The sequence below is a fragment of the Salmonella sp. SA15303 genome, assembly GCF_029962125.1.
Taxonomy (GTDB): domain Bacteria; phylum Pseudomonadota; class Gammaproteobacteria; order Enterobacterales; family Enterobacteriaceae; genus Salmonella; species Salmonella enterica.
Genome location: NZ_CP123924.1, coordinates 4407535 through 4430817, shown reverse-complemented (window position 1 = coordinate 4430817; position 23283 = coordinate 4407535). Strand labels below are relative to the sequence as shown.

The following is a 23283-nucleotide window of genomic DNA, read 5'->3' as shown; positions in this document are numbered from 1 at the left end:
AATCACCTTTAACTGTATATACTCACAGCATGATTGTATATACACCCAGGGGGCGGAATGAAAGCGTTAACGGCCAGGCAACAAGAGGTGTTTGATCTCATCCGGGATCACATCAGCCAGACAGGTATGCCACCGACGCGTGCGGAAATCGCGCAGCGTTTGGGGTTCCGTTCCCCAAACGCGGCGGAAGAACACCTTAAAGCGCTGGCGCGCAAAGGGGTGCTTGAAATCGTTTCCGGCGCATCGCGAGGTATCCGTCTGTTACAGGAAGAAGAGGACGGATTACCGCTTGTTGGGCGTGTCGCGGCGGGTGAACCGCTTCTGGCGCAGCAGCATATTGAAGGCCATTACCAGGTCGATCCTTCACTGTTCAAACCCAGCGCCGATTTCCTGCTGCGCGTGAGCGGTATGTCGATGAAAGACATCGGTATTATGGATGGGGATTTGCTGGCGGTACATAAAACGCAGGACGTCCGTAATGGCCAGGTGGTTGTCGCTCGCATTGACGATGAAGTGACAGTAAAACGTCTGAAAAAGCAGGGCAATAAAGTGGAGCTGCTGCCGGAAAACAGCGAGTTTACACCGATAGTGGTGGATCTGCGCGAACAAAGCTTTACGATTGAAGGGTTGGCGGTAGGCGTCATTCGCAACGGGGAATGGTTGTAATCTCTTTTTAATCTCCTTGTAAGCCGTCATCCGGCAATCGTGCAGCCTGATGGCGCTGCGCTTATCAGGCCTACGGGAATGCAGTTCCTGAGATGATTAATTTGTAGGCCGGATAAGGCGTTACGTTGCCATCCGGCAATGCGCTCGTTTCGTTTAACTCCTTGTCAGGCTTTTCTCCATGCCGCTTTTTACCTCCTCTGATAAAGCTCTCTGGCATCTCGCGCTGCCGATGATTTTTTCTAACATCACCGTCCCCTTGCTGGGGCTGGTCGATACGGCGGTGATTGGTCATCTGGACAGCCCGGTTTTCCTGGGCGGCGTGGCGGTGGGCGCGACTGCCACCAGCTTTCTTTTCATGCTGCTGCTATTTCTACGTATGAGCACCACCGGCCTAACGGCGCAGGCATTTGGCGCCAAAAATCCGCAGGCGTTAGCCCGGGCGCTCATTCAACCGTTATTACTGGCGCTGGGCGCTGGCGTGATGATTGTGCTATTTCGCACGCCGCTTATCGAGCTGGCTTTACATATTGTCGGCGGGAACGACGCTGTCCTGGTGCAAGCGAGACGCTTCCTTGAAATTCGTTGGCTAAGCGCTCCCGCGTCACTGGCGAATCTGGTGCTGCTCGGTTGGCTGTTAGGCGTTCAGTATGCGCGGGCGCCGGTTATCTTGTTGGTCGTGGGCAATATCCTCAACATCGCGCTCGACCTGTGGCTGGTGATGGGGCTTCATATGAACGTGCAGGGTGCTGCCCTGGCGACGGTCATCGCAGAATATGTCACGTTACTGATCGGCCTCATGATGGTACGTAAAGTTCTCCATCTCCGCGGTGTGTCGCTGGATATGCTAAAACAGGCCTGGCGCGGCAACGTGCGCCGCCTTTTGGCGCTCAATCGCGATATCATGCTGCGCTCATTGCTCCTTCAGCTTTGTTTTGGCGCAATCACGGTGTCAGGCGCGCGGCTGGGCAGCGATATTATCGCGGTAAATGCAGTCCTGATGACCTTACTCACCTTTACGGCCTATGCGCTGGACGGTTTTGCTTATGCGGTGGAGGCGCACTCCGGTCAGGCTTACGGCGCGCGTGACGGTAGCAAGCTACTGGACGTCTGGCGAGCGGCGTGTCGTCAGTCAGGAATTGTGGCCTTGTTGTTTTCCACAGTCTATGCCCTGGCAGGCGAACATATTGTCGCGTTACTGACCTCATTGCCGCAAATACAGCTACTGGCGGATCGGTATCTTATCTGGCAGGTGGTATTACCGCTGGTGGGCGTATGGTGCTATCTGCTCGATGGTATGTTTATTGGCGCGACGCGCGCTGCCGAAATGCGCAATAGCATGGCAGTCGCCGCGGGAGGATTCGCGCTGACGCTCTTCGCCCTGCCGGTATTAGGAAATCATGGTTTATGGCTGGCATTAACCGTGTTCCTGGCGCTTCGCGGTCTGTCGTTGAGCCTTATCTGGCGTCGTCACTGGCGCGAGGGTACATGGTTTGCCAGATCGTGACGGTTAAAAATTCTGAATATAAAACCGAAGGCCGAATTCCTGCCTACAATTATTATCACGTCCAGCAGAAATTGCAGTGCATTTGGGCGAATAACACCTGCTATTCCTAACCGAATGATGAGGACAAGATGATGAATAAAGACGAAGCCGGCGGTAACTGGAAACAGTTTAAAGGTAAAATGAAAGAACAATGGGGCAAACTGACCGATGACGATATGACCGTTATCGAAGGTAAACGCGACCAACTGGTAGGTAAAATCCAGGAGCGTTACGGTTACCAGAAAGATCAGGCGGAAAAAGAGGTTGTTGACTGGGAAACCCGTAACAACTATCGCTGGTAATATGTTTTCCCCTACCAGGAGTACATGGATGTGCTTCCCACTGTTTGCCTGTGAATGCGGGCGTGCCCCTCTCTCATTGCCGCCCGTTTTCCGTTCAGGCTAACGCGGTTTTTTCTTCACCAGCACCGAGTGATCGTGACCACAGTCGCCCGGATGGCGACACGCTTCCACTTCTACGCACGCAGGGCACAGACCGTGCGCCTCAATAACGTTATGTCGTAGCGCAAAGCCCATTTTAGCCGCCAGCGTATGCATGATGTCTTCCACGCCCTCGGCACACTCTTCCTTCACCACGCCGCAACGATCGCAGATAAACATGGCCGAGCTGTGCGTCGGCTGGTCGAACAGGTGGCAAACCACATAACTATTGGTGGATTCCACTTTATGGACAAAACCCTGTTCGAGCAAAAAATCCAGCGCGCGGTAGATGGTGGGCGGTTTGGCCTATGGTTCCGTTTCGCGCAGCAAATCGAGCAAATCGTATGCGCTGATGGCACCCTGTTGCAGACTCATCAGGCGCAGCACTTCGAGGCGCTGAGGCGTCAGGCGCACGTTGCGCTGCGCGCAGAGTTTTTCAGCTTGCGCCAGTAACTCTTGCGTTGTGGTCTTTTCCATGTAGCACCTCGAATGGCATGAAAGTCTAATCCGTTACTTTACCACGAGCTGCTTAAAACTCTGAAATTACCCCGCGACAATATATCGCCTGCTAAGCTTTTCCGCGCCAGTATTCTCATCTATACATAATGAGGGTCGATATTATAACAACAGGATTTAACATCACTATTTCACAGCAATAGTTCGCCTCTGTCCGGTAAAGCGTGGCGGAGGGATTACTTCACCTGATAATAAGATGGGCTAACTGTGAACAAAAACGTCAAACTTTCACTGATTGCTATCGCGGTCTCGCTTTTTATGGCAAAGCAGGCGAGCGCCGCCAATACCTGGACGGAAGCGCGTAATGACGCAATGGGCGGGACGGGCGTCGCGTCCGCGAATTATGGCAGCGGAGTACTATTAAATCCGGCGTTACTGGCAAAAGCCAAACCGGAAGACAATATCACTGTTGTCCTTCCTGCGGTCGGCGTCCAGATTACGGATAAAGACAATCTCCAGGATGAAATTGACGATATCAGCGATAAAGTGGATTACTACGATGAGGTCGTCGATAACCTTACGCTGGGGCAAATTCTGCTCAATCCGCGAGGCGTGCTGAATCAATTTCAGGGCGCCGCGCGCGACCTGGCCGATGAGCTGGAATATCTCAACGGAAAAACCGCCCGCGCCAATGCCGGCGCCGGGTTGGCGGTAAGTATTCCAGGGCAAACGCTTTCCGTGGCGTTTATCGCCAAAGGTTATGCGCATGGGCGCGTGAGTTCGTCCATTGATCAGAACGATATTCAGTATCTGCGCGATATCCAGCATGATGAACGTGTCGCGCTTCGTGAAGCAGGACGCGCTGCTTTGCTGGGGTCTGACGAAATTACAAAGCATTTAAACTCTACCGCGTCGGGGCGGGTAGCGATTGTATCTGACTACGGTATTGCGCTGGCGAAGCAGTTTGTGGTGGGCGAGGTGCCTGTTTCCATTGGTGTTACGCCAAAACTGCAAAAAACCTGGCTCTATAACTACACCACCTCAATTTATAACTACGACAGTAGCGACTGGAATAGCAGCCGTTATCGCAATGATGATACGGGTTTTAACATTGATGCGGGGCTTGCTGCCGATATCGGTGAAAACTGGACGCTGGGGCTGAGCGGGCAAAATCTGGTATCTCGCGATATCGATACGAAAGATATTTACATCACTAATGGTATGACGGGAGAAACCACCAACTACAAAGATACATACCAAATCCGCCCCCTGGTTACCGCGGGCATCGCATGGCATAACGATTTGCTGATCGTCAGTGCCGATGGCGATCTGACGGAAACGAAAGGCTTTAAGAGCGAAGACAATTCACAGTACGTGGGTGTCGGCGCTGAAGTTCGACCGTTGTCATGGCTGGCGGTGCGCGCAGGGTATCGTGCGGATGTGAAAAATAACGATAGCAATGTGGTTACCGGCGGTCTTGGCTTTGCGCCCTTTAACCGTGTGCATCTCGACTTAATGGGACTGTACGGCGAAGATGAAACCTGGGGGGCAGGCGCGCAGCTTACAATGACATTCTGAGGTGCTTTCACCGGAGGCGCTACGCCTCCGGTTTAGCGTTATGCTATAGTAACGCCCCTTTTTTAACCGGATGCTTATTTATTCGCCATGCAGCCTGAAACCCAGTCCTCCGCTTTTCCTGCTTATCGCTTCTCCATCGCGCCTATGCTCGACTGGACGGACAGACATTGCCGCTATTTCCTGCGTTTGCTGTCTCGCCAGACGCTGCTCTACACCGAAATGGTGACCACGGGCGCAATTATTCACGGTAAGGGTGACTATCTGGCTTACAGCGAAGAAGAGCATCCGGTCGCTCTACAGCTTGGTGGAAGCGATCCGGCTCAGCTTGCGCATTGTGCAAAGCTGGCGGAAGCGCGTGGCTACGATGAAATTAACCTCAACGTGGGGTGCCCTTCCGATCGCGTGCAAAATGGTATGTTTGGCGCCTGTTTGATGGGCAATGCGCAACTGGTCGCCGATTGTGTTAAAGCCATGCGTGATGTCGTCTCGATTCCGGTGACGGTAAAAACCCGCATTGGTATTGACGATCAGGACAGTTATGCGTTCCTGTGTGATTTCATTAATACGGTTTCCGGTCAGGGCGAATGCGAGATGTTTATTATCCATGCGCGCAAAGCCTGGCTTTCTGGCTTAAGCCCGAAAGAAAATCGTGAGATCCCGCCGCTGGATTACCCGCGCGTCTATCAGCTAAAGCGGGATTTTCCGCACCTGACCATGTCCATTAACGGCGGCATCAAATCGCTGGAAGAGGCGAAGGAGCACCTGCGCCATATGGATGGCGTCATGGTTGGCCGCGAAGCTTATCAGAATCCGGGTATACTGGCCGCGGTGGATCGGGAGATCTTTGGCGCCGATACCACCGATGCCGACCCGGTTGTGGTGGTTCGCGCGATGTATCCCTATATTGAGCGTGAATTGAGCCAGGGAGCGTATCTGGGGCATATCACTCGCCATATGCTGGGGTTGTTCCAGGGCATCCCCGGCGCGCGGCAGTGGCGTCGCTATCTGAGCGAAAACGCCCATAAAGCTGGCGCGGATGTTGCTGTACTGGAGCAGGCGCTAAAACTGGTGGCAGACAAGCGTTAAAAGTTCGCCAAAAATTAGTCAATCTCACCACGCACTGTGCAGTCTTGCAGGGCGTTTTCTTTATATATCAAAAACATAAATATTGGCATGATTTTTGTAATAGCTTACCTGACCAAACCCGGTAAGCGCCGTGCCGCCGGGCAATGCCATTTTTATGGGGAGCGACTATGCTGGAACTACTTTTTGTGCTTGGCTTTTTTCTGATGTTAATGGTGACGGGCGTCTCCTTGCTGGGCATTCTGGCCGCGCTGGTTGTAGCGACTGCCGTCATGTTCCTGGGCGGAATGTTCGCCCTGATGATCAAGCTGTTACCGTGGCTACTGCTGGCGGTGGCTGTGGTGTGGGTGATCAAAGCAGTAAAAACGCCAAAAATCCCTCAGTATCAGCGCAATAACCGTCGGTTTTACTAAGGTATTGAGCGGTTCGTCACAACCTGGAACTTTGCCCTCACAGGCAAATAGGAATCGATTATTAAATCTGTCATGATTGCGCAGGTAACGAATTCATCGCGCTGTACCCTACATACAGCCGAACAAAAAAAGAAAGGGCTTCCCGGGTGGAAGCCCAATTTCTTTGCAGAGCTATTACGGAATCAGCAGGCTTGAGCCCTGTGTGGCCCGGCTTTCCAGCACCTCATGTGCGCGACGGGCATCTTTTAACGCATAGCGTTGATTTTCAGCCACATCAACTTTAATCACGCCGCTGGCGATCAATGAGAACAATTCATTGCTGGCTTCGGTCAGTTCTTCACGTGTCGTAATATACCCCTGTAGTGAAGGTCGCGTGGCATACAGGGAACCTTTCTGATTCAGAATACCTAAATTCACGCCAGTGACGGGGCCGGACGCATTGCCGAAACTGACCATCAGTCCCCGACGTTGCAGGCAGTCCAGTGAGGCTTCCCAGGTATCTTTCCCCACGGAGTCATAGACCACGCGGACTTTTTTGCCGCCGGTGATCTCTTTTACCCGTTCGACAATGCTCTCCTCACGGTAATTAATTACCTGCCAGGCACCGGCGTCCAGCGCCCGCTGCGCTTTTTGCGCGCTACCGACGGTACCGATAAGCTTCGCGCCCAGCGCTTTTGCCCATTGGCAGGCGATCAGACCGACGCCGCCCGCAGCGGCATGAAACAGGAAGGGTTCGTCGGGTTTCACTTCATAGGTTTTGCGCAACAGGTAAAAAACGGTCAACCCCTTGAGAAAAGAGGCTGCCGCCTGTTCGAAGGAAATGGCGTCAGGTAAAATCGCGGCTTTATCTGCGGGGACGTTATGGACGGAACTGTAAGCGCCGAGCGTTGACTGCGCGTAGACGACGCGATCGCCCACGCGAATGTGCTCCACGCCGTTGCCGACTTTACTGACCACACCCGCAGCTTCGGTTCCCAGGCCCGCAGGCAACGACGGGGGCGGATAGAGTCCGCTACGGATATAGGTGTCGATGAAGTTGATACCAATGGCTTTGTTCTCAACCTGGATTTCGTGTTCCGCCGGTTCCGTTGGCGTAAACTCCACGGTCTGAAGCACTTCCGGACCACCATGCTTGTGAAATTCAATACGCGTTGCCATGCTTCCTCCAAAAGAAATGTGGTAATCTTTCGACCCAATCACTATCTCGGTAACTCCATTCACTATGGCAGGAAATAAACCCTTCAACAAACCACAGACTGATGCCCGCGACCGCGATCCGCAGGTTGCCGGGATAAAAGTGCCGCCGCACTCGATTGAAGCGGAACAGTCGGTGTTGGGCGGTTTAATGCTGGATAACGAGCGCTGGGACGATGTGGCCGAGCGCGTGGTGGCGGAAGATTTCTATACCCGCCCGCATCGCCATATCTTTACGGAGATGGGGCGCTTGCAGGAAAGCGGCAGTCCTATCGACCTGATTACGCTCGCGGAATCGCTGGAGCGGCAGGGCCAACTGGACAGCGTCGGCGGTTTCGCCTATCTGGCGGAGCTGTCTAAAAACACGCCAAGCGCGGCGAATATCAGTGCTTATGCGGACATTGTGCGCGAACGCGCCGTGGTCCGCGATATGATCGCGGTGGCGCATGAAATTGCGGACGCCGGTTACGATCCACAGGGGCGCAATAGCGACGAACTGCTGGATCTGGCGGAGTCGCGCGTCTTCCAGATCGCGGAAAACCGGGCCAACAAAGACGAAGGTCCGAAAAGCATCGACCAGATTCTCGACGCCACCGTGGCGCGTATTGAGCAGCTGTTCCAGCAACCGCACGATGGCGTTACAGGCGTGGATACCGGCTATCAGGACCTCAATAAAAAGACGGCAGGGTTACAGCGTTCGGATTTGATTATCGTCGCGGCGCGCCCCTCCATGGGTAAAACCACTTTTGCGATGAACCTCTGCGAAAATGCGGCGATGTTGCAGGATAAACCGGTACTGATCTTTAGTCTGGAGATGCCCGGCGAACAGATCATGATGCGTATGCTGGCCTCGCTGTCCCGCGTCGATCAGACACGTATTCGTACCGGTCAACTCGATGATGAAGACTGGGCGCGAATCTCCGGCACGATGGGCATTCTGCTGGAGAAACGCAATATGTATATTGACGACTCCTCAGGTCTTACGCCGACAGAAGTCCGTTCGCGCGCGCGGCGTATTTTCCGCGAACATGGCGGGTTAAGTCTGATTATGATCGACTACCTGCAATTGATGCGCGTGCCGTCGCTTTCTGATAACCGTACTCTGGAAATCGCCGAAATTTCTCGCTCGTTGAAAGCGCTGGCGAAGGAACTTCAGGTGCCGGTCGTGGCGCTATCGCAGCTTAACCGCTCCCTGGAACAACGCGCGGATAAACGTCCGGTGAACTCCGACCTGCGTGAATCCGGCTCTATTGAACAGGATGCCGACTTAATTATGTTTATCTACCGTGATGAGGTTTATCACGAGAACAGCGACTTAAAAGGCATTGCTGAAATTATTATTGGTAAGCAACGTAACGGTCCTATCGGTACGGTTCGTCTGACGTTCAATGGTCAGTGGTCGCGCTTCGATAACTATGCGGGACCGCAATACGATGATGAGTAACTCTCCGTCATTCTTTTAACAAGGAATTCAAATGCAAGCGGCAACAGTCGTCATTAACCGCCGCGCTCTGCGACACAACCTGCAACGTCTGCGTGAACTGGCGCCTGCCAGTAAGCTGGTTGCGGTGGTGAAAGCGAACGCTTATGGACACGGTCTTCTGGAGACCGCGCGAACGCTCCCTGATGCTGACGCTTTTGGCGTGGCGCGTCTTGAAGAGGCTCTACGTCTGCGAGCGGGCGGGATCACGCAGCCTATCCTGCTGCTGGAGGGTTTTTTCGACGCCGCCGATCTGCCGACCATTTCCGCGCAATGTCTGCATACCGCCGTACATAATCAAGAGCAGCTTGCCGCCCTGGAGGCGGTGGAGCTGGCGGAGCCGGTAACGGTCTGGATGAAACTGGATACCGGTATGCATCGTCTCGGCGTGCGTCCCGAAGAGGCGGAGGCGTTCTACCAGCGTCTGACGCACTGTAAAAATGTACGCCAGCCGGTGAATATCGTCAGCCATTTTGCCCGTGCGGATGAGCCGGAATGCGGCGCTACCGAACATCAGCTCGACATTTTTAATGCCTTCTGTCAGGGTAAAACCGGGCAGCGCTCTATTGCCGCGTCTGGCGGTATTCTGCTGTGGCCGCAGTCTCACTTTGACTGGGCGCGTCCGGGCATCATTTTGTATGGCGTATCGCCGCTGGAGCACAAACCCTGGGGGCCGGATTTTGGTTTTCAGCCGGTGATGTCCTTAACCTCCAGTTTGATCGCGGTGCGTGACCACAAAGCGGGCGAACCGGTGGGCTACGGCGGGACATGGGTAAGTGAGCGCGACACGCGCCTGGGCGTGGTGGCGATGGGGTATGGCGATGGCTACCCACGAGCGGCGCCTTCCGGTACGCCAGTACTGGTCAATGGTCGTGAAGTCCCGATTGTCGGGCGGGTGGCGATGGATATGATTTGCGTGGATTTGGGGCCAAACGCGCAGGATAACGCGGGCGATCCGGTGGTTTTATGGGGTGAAGGTCTGCCGGTTGAACGTATCGCTGAAATAACAAAAGTAAGTGCTTACGAACTTATCACGCGCCTGACCTCAAGGGTGGCGATGAAGTATATTGATTAAATACGCGGCGGGCCGGGTGGCGCTTGCGCTTATCCGGCTTGTATCGCGCATTGGCTGTAGGCCGGATAAGACGTTCACGCCGCTATCCGGTAATATGCGCATCCACCACAACATCCTCTCGATCTTCTCGTCCTTCCGGTTTATTGTGTTATTTCCTGCCCTCTGTAAACCTGGAGAACCATCGCGTGTTTCAAAAAGTTGACGCCTATGCCGGCGATCCGATTCTTTCACTGATGGAGCGTTTTAAAGACGACTCCCGTCACGACAAAGTAAATCTGAGCATTGGCCTGTATTACAACGAAGACGGGATTATCCCACAGCTTAAAACGGTGGCCGAAGCCGAAGCCCGGCTTAACGCGCAGCCGCATGGCGCTTCGCTGTACCTGCCGATGGAGGGACTCAATACTTATCGCCATACTATCGCGCCTTTGCTCTTTGGCGCCGATCACCCGGTTCTTCAGCAACAGCGCGTGGCTACTATCCAGACATTAGGCGGTTCCGGCGCGCTGAAAGTGGGCGCGGATTTCCTGAAGCGTTATTTCCCCGACGCAGGCGTATGGGTGAGCGACCCTACCTGGGAAAACCATATTGCGATATTTGCCGGGGCAGGATTCGAAGTGAGTACTTACCCCTGGTATGACGACGCGACTAACGGCATCCGTTTTAACGATCTGCTGGCCACGCTGAATACGTTACCTGCGCGCAGTATCGTGCTGCTGCACCCCTGTTGTCACAACCCGACCGGGGCGGATTTAACGCCTTCGCAATGGGATGCGGTGATTGAGATAGTGAAAGCGCGCGATCTGATTCCGTTCCTTGATATTGCCTATCAGGGGTTTGGCGCAGGCATGGACGAGGATGCTTACGCTATTCGCGCCATTGCCAGCGCTGGGTTACCTGCGTTAGTCAGTAATTCTTTTTCGAAGATTTTCTCGCTGTACGGCGAGCGCGTCGGCGGCCTGTCGGTGGTGTGTGAAGATGCTGAAATTGCCGCGCGGGTTCTGGGACAGCTAAAAGCGACGGTGCGCCGAATTTACTCCAGTCCGCCGTGTTTCGGCGCTCAGGTGGTCGCTACGGTCCTGGGCGATGAGGCGTTAAAAGCGGGCTGGCTGGCGGAAGTCGACGCGATGCGTAACCGCATTATATCGATGCGCCAGACGCTGGTGAAGGAGCTGAAGGCGGAGATGCCTGACCGCAACTTTGATTACTTGTTACAGCAGCGCGGTATGTTCAGCTATACCGGGTTAAGCGCGGAGCAGGTCGAGCGGTTGCGCGATGAGTTTGGCGTTTACCTGATTGCCAGTGGCCGCATGTGTGTCGCCGGGCTTAATGCTTCAAATGTACACCGCGTGGCGAAGGCATTTGCCGCTGTCATGTAATATTCAGGCCGGACGGCGATAACAGTGCCCTCCGGCCTGACAATAGCTGTTGTGATCATCCTCTTTTTTCGTAACAAAACCGCAGATAATCCTTCCTTTTGACCGTTACTGGCGTTATGGTCAGATAGTTTTTTGAGCAAAGACTCATCTTAATAATTATAATATTTTGAATTTTAAGGGAAAAGCATGAAAAAAATAACCCTGGCGCTGAGCGCCGTCTGTTTATTGTTTACGCTAAACCATTCCGCGAATGCGTTAGTATCTTCCCCTTCGACACTCAATCCGGGCACTAATGTTGCAAAACTCGCGGAACAAGCGCCTGTCCATTGGGTCTCTGTCGCCCAGATTGAAAACAGCCTCACCGGACGCCCGCCGATGGCGGTCGGCTTTGATATTGACGACACCGTGTTATTTTCCAGCCCCGGATTCTGGCGCGGAAAGAAAACCTACTCCCCGGACAGCGACGATTATCTGAAAAATCCGGCCTTTTGGGAAAAAATGAACAACGGCTGGGATGAGTTCAGTATTCCAAAAGAAGTGGCCCGACAGCTCATTGATATGCATGTTCGTCGTGGCGACAGTATTTACTTTGTCACTGGTCGTAGTCAGACGAAAACGGAAACCGTGTCGAAAACGCTGGCGGATAACTTCCATATTCCGGCGGCGAATATGAATCCGGTGATTTTCGCCGGCGATAAACCGGAACAAAATACGAAAGTACAATGGCTGCAGGAGAAGAACATGCGTATCTTCTACGGCGATTCGGATAACGATATTACCGCGGCTCGTGATTGTGGTATCCGCGGTATTCGCATCCTGCGCGCGGCTAACTCCACCTACAAACCGCTGCCGCAGGCAGGAGCGTTTGGCGAGGAAGTCATTGTCAACTCGGAGTACTAAAAATCAGGAGAGCGTCAGGCTCTCCTTTTTTGCATGATTTTTGCACAAACTTGCCCCGCTGGCTTTTACCTTTTCCAGACTTGCTGCACACTATTCAGGAGACGTTTGTTTTTAGGAAGGAGCAGCCTATGTGGTATCAGCGCACCATTACACTGAGCGAGAAGCCGCGCGGGTTTCATCTGATAACAGATGAAATTATCGATAAATTGTCTGGCTTACCGCCTGTCGAAACGGGTTTGCTGCATCTGTTGTTGCTACATACCTCGGCCTCGCTGACGCTAAACGAAAACTGCGATCCCACCGTGCGCGCTGATATGGAGCGCCATTTCCTGAAAACCGTTCCCGATAATGCGGCGTATGAACATGATTACGAAGGGGCGGATGACATGCCTTCGCATATTAAGTCGTCAGTATTGGGCGTCTCGTTGCTGCTGCCTGTACGCCAGGGGCGTTTACAGTTAGGAACATGGCAAGGTATCTGGTTGGGAGAGCACCGTATTCACGGCGGTCCACGTAAAATCATCGCGACACTACAAGGGGAATGATAATGACCATTTCGGAATTACTGCAATACTGCATGGCAAAACCTGGCGCAGAGCAGAGCGTCCACAGCGACTGGAAAGCGACGCAAATTAAAGTGGAAGATGTACTTTTCGCGATGGTAAAAGAAGTTGAAGGACGCCCGGCAGCCTCTCTCAAAACCAGCCCGGAACTGGCAGAGTTGTTACGCCAGCAGCACAGCGATGTACGACCGAGTCGGCACCTTAATAAAGCGCACTGGAGCACGGTCTATCTGGACGGATCGCTGCCGGATTCACAACTCTATTATCTGGTCGATGCCTCTTATCAACAGGCGGTAAATGCGCTGCCGGAAGATAAACGCAAGCAGTTGCCGCAGTCCTGATTATAGCGCGCCGACCAACAACGCCAGGGCGATATCAATGAGGCGGATGACCGTAGACCGGATACGGCTGCCGAGGGCGATTTGCGCATTATTGGCGCGTAGCCTGGCGAGGTCCCGCTGTCCTTCCAGCAGAATAATCATATCGTCGTCGTCCAGCCAGCCGCGAGCATGTTCCTGAAGCGCGCGGGCGATAAACGCGGCGGACTCGCGGATACCGTCGTCGCTGTCTTCTCTTGCCTGCTTATACGTCTGGATAAACTCGGCAATCGCCGAAGAGACTACAGGGTGTTCGGCTCGGGCGGTGGTCATCAGGTTATGTATTTCGTTAATAGACGCCATTTTCTTCTCCCTGAGTGCAGCGGGCGCCCCAATGCAGACACTCACCCTGTATGGCTAATTTCCAGACCTGATTATTTTGCTGTTGGTATCTCTCAGCCTGGATGTAAGTGAGTGGTTGCTTACGTTGCATAACCCGCGCATAAAGACGCAAATAGTGATTTTTCAGCAGCGCCAGATTTTCGAGTCGGTGTTTATCCCCACCCTGACAGGCGACCCGCTCAGCCTGAAAAAATGTCTGACGGATATCGCGGTCATCCTTGAGCAGTGTCTCTTTTTGCCACGGTATTCGCGCCGCGTCCTGCAGGAAGCGGGTTGAGCGCGCTTGTAATAGCGTCAGTTGTTGAAAAGCCACGGCGCTAAAGCGGTCAGGCAGCGTACAGGCGGATAAAAACAGGCACAGCAGTAGTGTGATTGCGTAGGGCAACTTCATGGTGTTTTCCATAACAGACCGTTTGCGCTATCACATGTCAGAGCGAGGCGGCACGCAAATCACAAATGCTCAACACGGATACAATGAGGTGGGATGAGGAAAAATGATGCCGCTTCCCGGCGAATCGGAAAGCGGCGTGAAGGTTATTTGAGCATAGGTTTAAGGAAGCGGGCAGTATGCGACGCCTCGCACTCCGCCACGGTTTCCGGCGTACCGGCGACGAGAATTTCGCCGCCGCCGCTGCCGCCTTCCGGGCCGAGGTCGACAATCCAGTCCGCCGTTTTAATGACGTCCAGGTTGTGTTCGATCACCACGATGGTGTTGCCCTGATCGCGTAACTGATGCAGAACGTCAAGCAACTGCTGAATATCGGCAAAGTGCAGGCCGGTGGTCGGCTCGTCGAGAATATACAGCGTCTGCCCGGTGCCGCGCTTCGACAGTTCGCGCGCCAGCTTCACGCGCTGGGCCTCGCCGCCGGAAAGCGTTGTCGCCGACTGACCAAGACGGATATAGGTCAGCCCCACGTCCATCAGCGTCTGCAGCTTACGCGCCAGCGCCGGAACCGCATCAAAGAACTCACGCGCTTCTTCAATGGTCATATCCAGTACTTCGTGGATGGTCTTGCCTTTGTACTTAATCTCCAGCGTTTCCCGGTTATAGCGCTTGCCTTTGCACTGGTCGCACGGCACGTAAATATCCGGCAGAAAGTGCATTTCGACTTTAATGACGCCATCGCCCTGGCACGCTTCGCAGCGACCGCCGCGCACGTTGAAGCTGAATCGCCCTGGCGTGTAGCCGCGCGAGCGAGACTCCGGCACGCCAGCAAAAAGCTCGCGAACCGGGGTAAAGACGCCCGTATAGGTCGCCGGGTTGGAACGCGGGGTGCGCCCGATTGGGCTCTGGTCGATATCGATCACTTTATCGAAATGTTCCAGCCCCTGAATATCCCGATACGGCGCCGGTTCGGCGATAGTCGCCCCGTTTAACTGACGCTGGGCGATGGGGAACAGCGTGTCGTTAATCAGCGTCGATTTACCGGAACCCGAGACGCCGGTGATACAGGTAAACAGCCCTACCGGTAGCGTAAGGGTCACATCTTTCAGGTTGTTGCCGCGCGCTCCGGTGAGTTTGAGCACTTTTTCTGGATTTGCCGGCACGCGTTGTTTCGGCACTTCAATTTTGCGTTTACCGCTCATGTACTGGCCGGTCAGCGATTCCGGTACCGCCATAATGGCTTCCAGCGGGCCTTCCGCCACCACCTCGCCGCCGTGAACGCCCGCGCCGGGGCCAATATCGATCACATGGTCGGCGGCGCGAATGGCGTCTTCATCGTGTTCCACCACAATCACGGTATTGCCAAGATTGCGCAGATGAATCAGCGTACCCAGTAGCCGTTCGTTATCGCGCTGGTGCAGACCGATGGACGGCTCATCCAGCACATACATCACGCCGACTAACCCGGCGCCTATCTGGCTCGCCAGACGAATACGCTGGGCTTCGCCGCCGGAAAGCGTCTCTGCCGAGCGGGAGAGCGTGAGATAGTTCAGGCCGACGTTCACCAGAAACTTGAGGCGATCGCCGATCTCTTTTAGCACTTTTTCGGCGATTTTCGCTCGTTGCCCGGAAAGCTTGAGATTAGTGAAAAAATCCATCGCATGGCCAATGCTCATATCGGAAATAGCAGGCAGCGGCGTATTTTCCACAAATACATGGCGCGCTTCGCGATTCAGTCGCGTTCCTTCACAGCTGGCGCAGGGGCGATTACTGATGAACTTCGCCAGCTCTTCGCGCACCGCGCTGGATTCCGTCTCTTTATAACGGCGCTCCATATTATGCAGCACGCCTTCGAACGGATGGCGGCGCACGGAAGTATCGCCGCGATCGTTCATATATTTAAATTCAATGTTCTCTTTGCCGGAACCGTACAGCACGACTTTATGTACGTTGGCGCTGAGGCTTGCCCACGGCGCATCCACGTCGAACTTATAGTGTTCCGCCAGCGACTTGAGCATTTGAAAGTAATAAAAATTGCGACGATCCCAACCACGAATCGCGCCGCCTGCCAGCGACAGGTCGGGATTCTGGATCACGCGGTCCGGATCGAAATATTGCTGAACGCCGAGCCCGTCACAGGTCGGGCAGGCGCCTGCCGGGTTGTTGAACGAGAACAGACGCGGTTCCAGTTCGCGCATACTGTAGCCGCAAATCGGACAGGCAAAATTGGCGGAGAACAGAAGCTCCTCCGCTTTCTCATCGTCCATATCGGCAACAACCGCCGTGCCGCCGGATAATTCCAGCGCCGTTTCGAACGACTCCGCCAGGCGTTGGGAAAGATCGTTGCGAACTTTGAAGCGATCGATCACCACCTCAATGGTATGTTTCTTTTGTAGCTCCAGCTTCGGCGGATCGGAGAGATCGCAGACTTCGCCGTCAATACGGGCGCGAATGTAACCCTGGCTTGCCAGATTTTCCAGCGTTTTGGTGTGTTCGCCTTTACGCTCTTTAATAATCGGCGCCAGCAGCATCAGACGTTTGCCTTCCGGCTGTGACAGCACGTTATCGACCATCTGACTAACGGTTTGCGCCGCCAGCGGCACGTCATGATCCGGACAACGCGGCTCGCCCACGCGGGCAAACAGCAGGCGCAGGTAGTCGTGGATCTCGGTAATGGTACCCACCGTAGAGCGCGGGTTGTGAGATGTCGATTTCTGTTCAATTGAGATCGCGGGCGATAGCCCCTCAATATGGTCGACATCCGGTTTTTCCATGAGCGACAAAAACTGCCGCGCGTAAGCGGAGAGCGATTCAACGTAACGACGCTGCCCTTCGGCATACAGAGTGTCGAAAGCCAGTGAGGATTTGCCTGAACCCGAAAGCCCGGTCACGACAATCAGTTTGTCGCGGGGGATGACGAGGTTAATATTTTTGAGATTATGGGTGCGGGCGCCCCGAACTTCGATCTTATCCATTCACCTTTCCCGGTAGAGACTCGGATGCCTGGTTTGTTTGAAGGACAAACGGCAGAAACGGCTAATTATGACACAATTTAACCTGTTTGAATATACAGTATTGGAATGCATCTTCAGCTAAAGTATGCAACAATATGAGGTTCGCGCGAGTGACCTGGAACCTGCATCGCAGCTATTAAAATGCTACGTGGAAATGGTACACTCACGCGTTTACACTATTTATGAAACGTATTCAGGAGACTCAATTATGGCCAGCAGAGGCGTAAACAAGGTGATTCTCGTTGGTAATCTGGGCCAGGACCCGGAAGTACGCTATATGCCGAGTGGCGGCGCTGTCGCCAACTTAACGCTGGCTACTTCTGAATCCTGGCGCGATAAGCAGACCGGCGAAATGAAAGAGCAGACTGAATGGCACCGGGTGGTGATGTTCGGCAAACTGGCGGAAGTGGCCGGCGAATATCTGCGTAAAGGTTCTCAGGTGTATATCGAAGGTCAATTGCGTACCCGCAAGTGGACCGATCAGAGTGGCCAGGAACGCTATACGACTGAAATTAACGTTCCGCAGATCGGCGGCGTGATGCAGATGCTGGGTGGTCGCCAGGGCGGCGGCGCACCGGCAGGCGGTCAGCAGCAGGGGGGTTGGGGTCAACCGCAACAACCTCAGCAGCCGCAGGGCGGCAACCAGTTCAGCGGCGGCGCGCAGTCGCGTCCACAGCAATCCGCGCCAGCGCCGTCTAACGAACCGCCAATGGATTTTGACGACGACATTCCGTTCTGATTTTTGGTAAAAAACTCAAAGCGTTATTTGCATTTTCGCTATAGTTCTCGTCTGCTGAAATGCCTGGTGTAAACCAGGCATTTTCTTACCTGGTATTATTGTCTTTGTATCCCTTTCAAAAAAGAGAAGCGCATATCTTACGGAAAAATGTCGCTTATCGCCTCTGGCCGACTCGCCTCGGCACATCATTATCCAGCCGAAGTTCATAAATGTACTGCAATAACCCGGATTGTCTTAAATATGAAAGAGAAATCTCATCTGCAAAATATATAATTTATAGCCATTTTTTGACAACAAAAAGATATTATAAAATAACGGTAGAGAAGGGGCGGTATTATCAATAGTTAATTAAATGTTTGCTTTAGCTTGTGATGAGCTCAAATATGATATGTGTATCTTGCTTTATTTTTAATTGCTGAAGATAAAATTGTTACTTATAGCTGGCTTTATATAAAAAATGGTTTTATTTGTGTGTTTTTTTACGCAATTCTGATTTTTTACTCCCCACTTATTATATTTTCAATGATTTAAGTTATATTGAAGTCCCTATGACCCTATGTTTTAATTGTGAAAATTCATTTTATCCTCTGGAGGCAAATTTATTAAATACGTATGGTTATAACGCGTATTAAAAAGAAATATGTCCTTAAAATGATTTAGAGTTTCAATGATTAGCTAACAAATCTATTTATCGGCGGGTGGTTTTAATTTGCTGATGACTATTTTTTATTTATGAGCTGAGAGCTTATGCGATACCTATTATTGGGGAAGATATAGTTAGTGCAATAATTGATGTCTACCTAATTAAAAAAATGAAGAGTGTTTTTAATTAAAGCACTCATCTTTGTTGTGGGCGCATAAAAATGGCGTCGTTGTTTTTATTTTTCTGATTACGAGATGTAAGAAAACTGAACTCTATAAAGCGTATTGGTAGCAGGAAGCCAAGGGCGGTAGCGTTCACTTTCTGAATAAGTTGAGCATCCTTTATCCTTTCTAATCTACAAAAACATTTTATTCACAATGTAATATCAGGAGACAACATGGAAGACGAAAGTAATCCGTGGCCTAGTTTTGTTGATACATTCTCTACGGTATTGTGCATTTTTATATTTCTTATGTTGGTGTTTGCACTTAATAATATGATTATTATGTATGACAACTCAATTAAAGTTTATAAAGCAAATATAGAGAATAAGACTAAATCTACTGCTCAAAATAACGGAGCCAATGACAATTCAAATGCTAATGAAATAGTTAATAAGGAAGTGAATACCCAAGATGTGTCGGACGGAATGACTACAATGTCAGGTAAGGAGGTTGGAGTATACGATATCGCCGATGGTCAGAAAACTGATATAACGTCTACAAAAAATGAGCTTGTTATTACGTATCATGGCAGGCTGAGAAGCTTTTCAGAAGAGGATACTCATAAAATAGAGGCTTGGTTAGAAGACAAAACTAATAGTAATTTATTGATAGAAATGGTTATTCCTCAGGCAGACATCTCTTTCTCTGACTCTTTACGACTGGGATATGAACGGGGAATTATTTTAATGAAAGAGATTAAGAAGATATATCCTGATGTAGTTATTGACATGAGTGTTAACTCCGCAGCATCAAGTACAACGAGTAAAGCTATTATCACGACTATTAATAAAAAGGTGTCAGAGTGAAATATATAAATCATTACCGCTATTTGTTTGTCTGTTTTTTCCTTGCCATACTCCCTTTTTTCGCTTTATCTTTTCCCGGTATAAGAGAGTATGTTTTTGATAACTTTATGGTTTCTGCAATTTACAATGGAGTCATTATTGCCATTTATATTACAGGTTCTTTGTGTGCATTATTCACTATTCTTAAAAATATTTCAGCAAAAGATATATTAATAGCTCAGGACGCCAGTAGAAAAAATAGCATTCTTTCTAACCTCAATCAGGTTTTGTTTGCCGGGGAACCCAAACAGTGTGATTTCAATTTGCTGATGGAATTAGATGACAATGTGTCTACCGCCCGTAATCAACGATTGTCATTTATTATGAGCTGTAGCAATGTGTCGACGCTTGTTGGCCTGTTGGGGACGTTTGCGGGTCTGTCTATTACGATTGGTTCAATCGGGAACTTATTGAGCTCGCCATCAGATGTTGGCGGTGATAATGCAAGTAATACACTCAATATGATCGTGACAATGGTAGCGTCGCTTTCTGAACCATTGAAAGGGATGAATACCGCATTTGTATCTTCTATCTATGGTGTTGTTTGCGCCATACTCCTGACCTCACAAAGTGTTTTTGTTCGCAGCTCCTATTCCCTTGTTTCTACGGAAATCAAAAAATTAAAAATCATAAGCAACAGATCCAATAATAAACAACGAAGCCTGCGGGTTGAATCAGAGACGCTTGTAGAATTTAAAGAGTTGTTTAAAGCGTTTTTTGATAACTATCTGTCAGTTGAAAATTTACGGACGCAGGATGAAGAAAAGAAACGAGAGATGCTATCAGATAGCTTTGTCACTTTGCAAAACCGACTATTGGATAACTCAGCAAAACTAGAGCAACTTTCTACGCTGATTGATGGTTATCTGGTAAGCAATAACGAAAATACCCAAAAATTAGTTGACGGTGTAATAACAATTACCTCTCGTTTATCTGAAGGTAATACCCTGCTTGCTGATAATAATGCACGACTGGAGGCAATGAGTACAATACAAAATATTATAGACAAAAAGAATGATTCAATAATGGCATCAGTTGATAAATGCTATCAGGAATCTCTTTCACATGGTAAGACCATAAACGATATTGCCGCTGGCAGTGCCGATATTTCTCATACTCTCGATGGGCTGAGAAAAGAAATGGATGAGGATATGAATAATGTTCATTTAGCGCTATCCGATCTATCGGCTACTGATAAAAAGATTATTGCCAATACTAAAGAGATTAGTGCTGAAATGGTTAGCTACCGTGATACCTATATGCCATTAATGGAAAAAATAACATCTATGCATCAGGAAATAGTAAAGCAACGTTTGTTAAACAAGGAGGAAAAAAATGAAGATTAAGATGTTTTTTCTGACGACTGCTTTTATTACACAAAGCACATACGCCAGCGAGCTTCCGGTCATTCCTCTAAGAGATTTAGTTAATGCCGCATTAACGCATCAGCCCTCTGTTGCTGTTTCATATTATGAGACTGAAAAGAAAAACAGTGACTTAGATCTTTCACGGGCAGCACTTTATCCTACCCTGGATCTAACATCTGGCCTTAATAATAACAGGAAAGAGTCATCAGGTACCGAGAGGAACGTTGAAAATAAGGTGTCTTTATCATACCGAATAACGGATTTTGGAGTGAGGGGGGCTAATATCAGGAAATCTGAATATGAAAGAGATAATAGTAAAACTGACTATGAAAAAACAAAGAATATAGTGTCTCAGGAGGTTGTGACAACCTATTACAACATCAGTAAATATCGTGAAATGATTGATGGCGTAAATCTGGAGAAAGAGTTTTATAAAAAGATGCTGGAAACTTTTTCGTTGCTGGTATCTTCCGGTGTAGCGATGCAATCTGATATGCGTAAAGTACAAGTATCTATCGATGCATTAAATACCAGAAGCATTATGTATCAGTCGATGTTGGATGATGAAATGTATAAAATGCAGAATATGACTGGTCTGAATTTATCACCAGATCAGATTCAAAGCGATGAAAAATTCAACCTCTTCAAAAAATATATCTTTGTCGAAAGCCCTGAAAAACTTATGGACATGGTGATGAAATACAACGATGACTATAAGATGCTTGTCAATACCCGAAAAGCCGCGACCGAAGATATTAATGCCGCAAAATCATCCTATTTTCCGACTGTAGATCTTGTTTCCAGCTATGTACAGAATAACCCGAGCGGTAGTGCCAAAAAAAGTGATTATGAAGATGAATTTAAAACGGGTATCAATGTCAGTTTCAACATTTTTAATGGGTTCAGAAATTCAGCCCAGGAAAGAAAAATGGTGGCAAGTTACTCGCAGGCTAAGCTGCAAATTGACGATTTTTTGATTAAAACGCGTTATAACATTGATTCACAACTTTCAAGATACGCCGCTGCAAAAGAGACTTACTCAGTGGCGGAACGTTCACATACAAACGCGTTACAGCTTACTGAATTATATGAGCAGGAGTTTCAGTTAGGGCAAAAAAGTTTGCTTGATTTAATTTCAAGCCGTAATGAAGCATTTCAGGCATATGTAAGCATGATCGACAGCAAATATAGCCTGTATATTTTAAAGCTACAGCAACTCTCATTGATTTTTCATTTAATGGATTATTTAAAAGGAAATACTGAAAGTGAGTTAAATGTAATGAAATGAATAGAAGACAAAGCGATCATCTCATGATGATAATTATTTCTTTGACGATCTTAATTATTATCCTTACCTACTTTATAGAAATTAATTCAGTGGTTCATGGTCAGGGCGTTATCACTACTAAAGATAATGCTCAGTTAATATCTCTTTCTAAAGGAGGGACGATACAAGATATTTATGTAGCCGAGGGTGATACTGTAAAAAAAGGAGAACTCCTTGCAAAGGTCGTTAACCTTGATCTGCAAAAAGAATATCAAAGGTATAGAACTCAAAAAGGGTATCTGGATAAAGATGTTAACGAAATATCTTTCATTCTTGATAAAGAAAATGAGAGTGGGTTGATTACCCTGGATGGCACCCGTTCTTTAAGCAATAAAGAGGTAAAAGCGAATATTGAATTAGTGCATAGTCAGATAAGAGCTAAAGAGTTAAAAAAAACCTCTCTTGATTCTGAGATTAGCGGATTACAAGAGAAGCTGAGTTCGAAAGAAAAAGAACTCGCATTGCTTGCCGAAGAAATAAATATTCTTTCCCCACTGGTAAAAAAAGGAATTAGCCCATATACCAATTTTCTTAACAAGAAACAGGCGTATATAAAAGTTAAGTCTGAAATTAATGATATTGAAAGTAGCATCACTTTAAAAAAAGATGATATTGAGTTGGTTGTTAATGATATTGAGGCGCTTAATAATGAATTGCGCTTATCTTTATCTAAAATAATATCTAAAAATCTTCAGGAGCTTGAGGTTGTTAACTCTACATTAAAAGTAATAGAGAAGCAGATAAATGAGGAGGATATCTATTCACCGGTTGACGGTGTAATTTATAAAATCAATAAAAGTGCCACTACTCATGGTGGTGTGATTCAGGCGGCGGACTTACTTTTTGAAATAAAACCAAAAGTAAGGACTATGCTGGCCGATGTGAAAATATTACCCAAATACCGTGACCAAATATATGTAGATGAAGCCGTTAAACTGGATGTGCAGTCAATTATCCAACCAAAGATAAAATCGTATAATGCGACTATCGATAATATTAGCCCTGATTCCTATGAGGAAAATACCGGAGGAACAATTCAGCGTTATTATAAAGTAATTATTGCATTCGATGTTAATGAAGATGATTTACGGTGGTTAAAACCAGGTATGACTGTTGACGCCAGTGTAATTACCGGAAAACACAGTATTATGGAATACCTGTTATCTCCCTTGATGAAAGGCGTGGACAAAGCCTTTTCAGAACCAGTTAATACTAAACGATTAGATACACCTTGAGAGTGAATATAATAT

The 23283-nt window shown here is 49.6% G+C and carries 22 protein-coding genes and 1 pseudogene; 18 read left to right on the top strand and 5 right to left on the bottom strand.

The genetic code is table 11. From position 1 onward, the window contains the following. Positions 1-57 precede the first annotated feature (57 nt). The 4 genes from lexA (at position 58) to QEN31_RS21635 (ending at position 2511) form a co-directional block, all read left to right on the top strand. A complete protein-coding gene (gene lexA / locus QEN31_RS21650; RefSeq protein ID WP_000646079.1) occupies positions 58-666 on the top strand; it encodes a transcriptional repressor LexA in 609 nt (202 codons plus the stop codon). Positions 667-844: 178 nt separating this feature from the next. Further along, a complete protein-coding gene (gene dinF, locus QEN31_RS21645; RefSeq protein ID WP_001128103.1) occupies positions 845-2170 on the top strand; it encodes an MATE family efflux transporter DinF in 1326 nt (441 codons plus the stop codon). Continuing rightward, entirely contained in the window at positions 2167-2280 is a 114-nt protein-coding gene (locus QEN31_RS21640) for a hypothetical protein (protein ID WP_001575282.1), read from the top strand. The genes dinF and QEN31_RS21640 overlap by 4 nt, the downstream gene beginning before the upstream one ends. Before the next feature lie 21 nt (positions 2281-2301). Then, the gene (locus QEN31_RS21635; RefSeq protein WP_001030592.1) at positions 2302-2511 is read left to right on the top strand and encodes a CsbD family protein; all 210 of its coding nucleotides are present in this window, start codon (positions 2302-2304) and stop codon (positions 2509-2511) included. Positions 2512-2610: 99 nt separating this feature from the next. Here QEN31_RS21635 and zur read toward each other — a convergent pair. Next, positions 2611-3126, bottom strand: a pseudogene (gene zur, locus QEN31_RS21630) (zinc uptake transcriptional repressor Zur). A gap of 246 nt (positions 3127-3372) precedes the next feature. On the opposite strand from zur, the gene QEN31_RS21625 reads away from it, so the two are divergent. From QEN31_RS21625 to pspG, 3 genes are all read left to right on the top strand, one after another. Beyond that, the gene (locus QEN31_RS21625; protein WP_064239909.1) at positions 3373-4683 is read left to right on the top strand and encodes a conjugal transfer protein TraF; all 1311 of its coding nucleotides are present in this window, start codon (positions 3373-3375) and stop codon (positions 4681-4683) included. Between the two features lie 87 nt (positions 4684-4770). Further along, positions 4771-5769 carry a tRNA dihydrouridine(20/20a) synthase DusA gene (gene dusA, locus QEN31_RS21620; protein ID WP_001661742.1) on the top strand — a complete coding sequence of 333 codons (999 nt, stop codon included), beginning with the start codon at positions 4771-4773 and terminating at the stop codon, positions 5767-5769. A gap of 167 nt (positions 5770-5936) precedes the next feature. After that, entirely contained in the window at positions 5937-6179 is a 243-nt protein-coding gene (gene pspG / locus QEN31_RS21615) for an envelope stress response protein PspG (protein ID WP_000891414.1), read from the top strand. Between the two features lie 174 nt (positions 6180-6353). On the opposite strand, the gene QEN31_RS21610 is transcribed toward pspG, so the two are convergent. Further along, the gene (locus QEN31_RS21610) at positions 6354-7337 is read right to left on the bottom strand and encodes a quinone oxidoreductase (RefSeq protein WP_000235555.1); all 984 of its coding nucleotides are present in this window, start codon (positions 7335-7337) and stop codon (positions 6354-6356) included. Positions 7338-7401: 64 nt separating this feature from the next. On the opposite strand from QEN31_RS21610, the gene dnaB reads away from it, so the two are divergent. The 6 genes from dnaB to QEN31_RS21580 all read left to right on the top strand — a co-directional run bounded on the left by dnaB (position 7402) and on the right by QEN31_RS21580 (position 13111). Beyond that, positions 7402-8817, top strand: coding sequence for a replicative DNA helicase (dnaB, locus tag QEN31_RS21605; protein ID WP_000918353.1), 1416 nt, complete (start codon positions 7402-7404; stop codon positions 8815-8817). A 31-nt stretch (positions 8818-8848) separates the two neighbouring features. After that, positions 8849-9928: an alanine racemase gene (gene alr, locus QEN31_RS21600; protein ID WP_023261560.1), complete on the top strand. Its 1080-nt coding sequence runs from the start codon at positions 8849-8851 to the stop codon at positions 9926-9928. 185 nt (positions 9929-10113) lie between these two features. Then, positions 10114-11307, top strand: coding sequence for an aromatic amino acid transaminase (gene tyrB / locus QEN31_RS21595; RefSeq protein WP_000486908.1), 1194 nt, complete (start codon positions 10114-10116; stop codon positions 11305-11307). Between the two features lie 186 nt (positions 11308-11493). After that, positions 11494-12207 carry an acid phosphatase AphA gene (aphA, locus tag QEN31_RS21590; protein WP_000724435.1) on the top strand — a complete coding sequence of 238 codons (714 nt, stop codon included), beginning with the start codon at positions 11494-11496 and terminating at the stop codon, positions 12205-12207. A gap of 128 nt (positions 12208-12335) precedes the next feature. Next, positions 12336-12752, top strand: coding sequence for a secondary thiamine-phosphate synthase enzyme YjbQ (locus tag QEN31_RS21585; protein WP_000270392.1), 417 nt, complete (start codon positions 12336-12338; stop codon positions 12750-12752). Between the two features lie 2 nt (positions 12753-12754). Then, a complete protein-coding gene (locus tag QEN31_RS21580; protein ID WP_000155665.1) occupies positions 12755-13111 on the top strand; it encodes an MmcQ/YjbR family DNA-binding protein in 357 nt (118 codons plus the stop codon). Here QEN31_RS21580 and QEN31_RS21575 read toward each other — a convergent pair whose 3' ends face one another. From QEN31_RS21575 to uvrA, 3 genes are all read right to left on the bottom strand, one after another. Continuing rightward, positions 13112-13450 (bottom strand): hypothetical protein, encoded by a 339-nt coding sequence (locus QEN31_RS21575; protein WP_000146590.1) that lies wholly within the window; start codon positions 13448-13450, stop codon positions 13112-13114. It lies immediately after the preceding gene. Next, a complete protein-coding gene (locus QEN31_RS21570; protein WP_000432212.1) occupies positions 13437-13892 on the bottom strand; it encodes a hypothetical protein in 456 nt (151 codons plus the stop codon). The genes QEN31_RS21575 and QEN31_RS21570 overlap by 14 nt, the downstream gene beginning before the upstream one ends. 131 nt (positions 13893-14023) lie before the next feature. After that, positions 14024-16849: an excinuclease ABC subunit UvrA gene (uvrA, locus tag QEN31_RS21565; protein WP_000357724.1), complete on the bottom strand. Its 2826-nt coding sequence runs from the start codon at positions 16847-16849 to the stop codon at positions 14024-14026. A 247-nt stretch (positions 16850-17096) separates the two neighbouring features. Between uvrA and ssb1 the strand changes: the two genes are divergently transcribed. The 5 genes from ssb1 (at position 17097) to siiD (ending at position 23268) form a co-directional block, all read left to right on the top strand. Continuing rightward, positions 17097-17627 (top strand): single-stranded DNA-binding protein SSB1, encoded by a 531-nt coding sequence (gene ssb1, locus QEN31_RS21560; RefSeq protein WP_000168322.1) that lies wholly within the window; start codon positions 17097-17099, stop codon positions 17625-17627. Positions 17628-18667: 1040 nt separating this feature from the next. Further along, on the top strand, positions 18668-19300 hold the full coding sequence (siiA, locus tag QEN31_RS21555) for an SPI-4 type I secretion system auxiliary protein SiiA (RefSeq protein WP_000389229.1): 633 nt from the start codon (positions 18668-18670) through the stop codon (positions 19298-19300). Further along, positions 19297-20685 carry a MotA/TolQ/ExbB proton channel family protein gene (locus QEN31_RS21550; protein WP_001661760.1) on the top strand — a complete coding sequence of 463 codons (1389 nt, stop codon included), beginning with the start codon at positions 19297-19299 and terminating at the stop codon, positions 20683-20685. Before siiA ends, QEN31_RS21550 begins: the two co-directional genes overlap by 4 nt. Continuing rightward, on the top strand, positions 20675-21994 hold the full coding sequence (gene siiC, locus QEN31_RS21545; RefSeq protein ID WP_001670706.1) for an SPI-4 type I secretion system protein SiiC: 1320 nt from the start codon (positions 20675-20677) through the stop codon (positions 21992-21994). Before QEN31_RS21550 ends, siiC begins: the two co-directional genes overlap by 11 nt. Then, complete coding sequence (gene siiD / locus QEN31_RS21540; RefSeq protein WP_001081935.1) at positions 21991-23268, top strand: SPI-4 type I secretion system protein SiiD; 1278 nt, start codon at positions 21991-21993, stop codon at positions 23266-23268. The genes siiC and siiD overlap by 4 nt, the downstream gene beginning before the upstream one ends. The last annotated feature ends 15 nt before the right edge of the window (positions 23269-23283 follow it).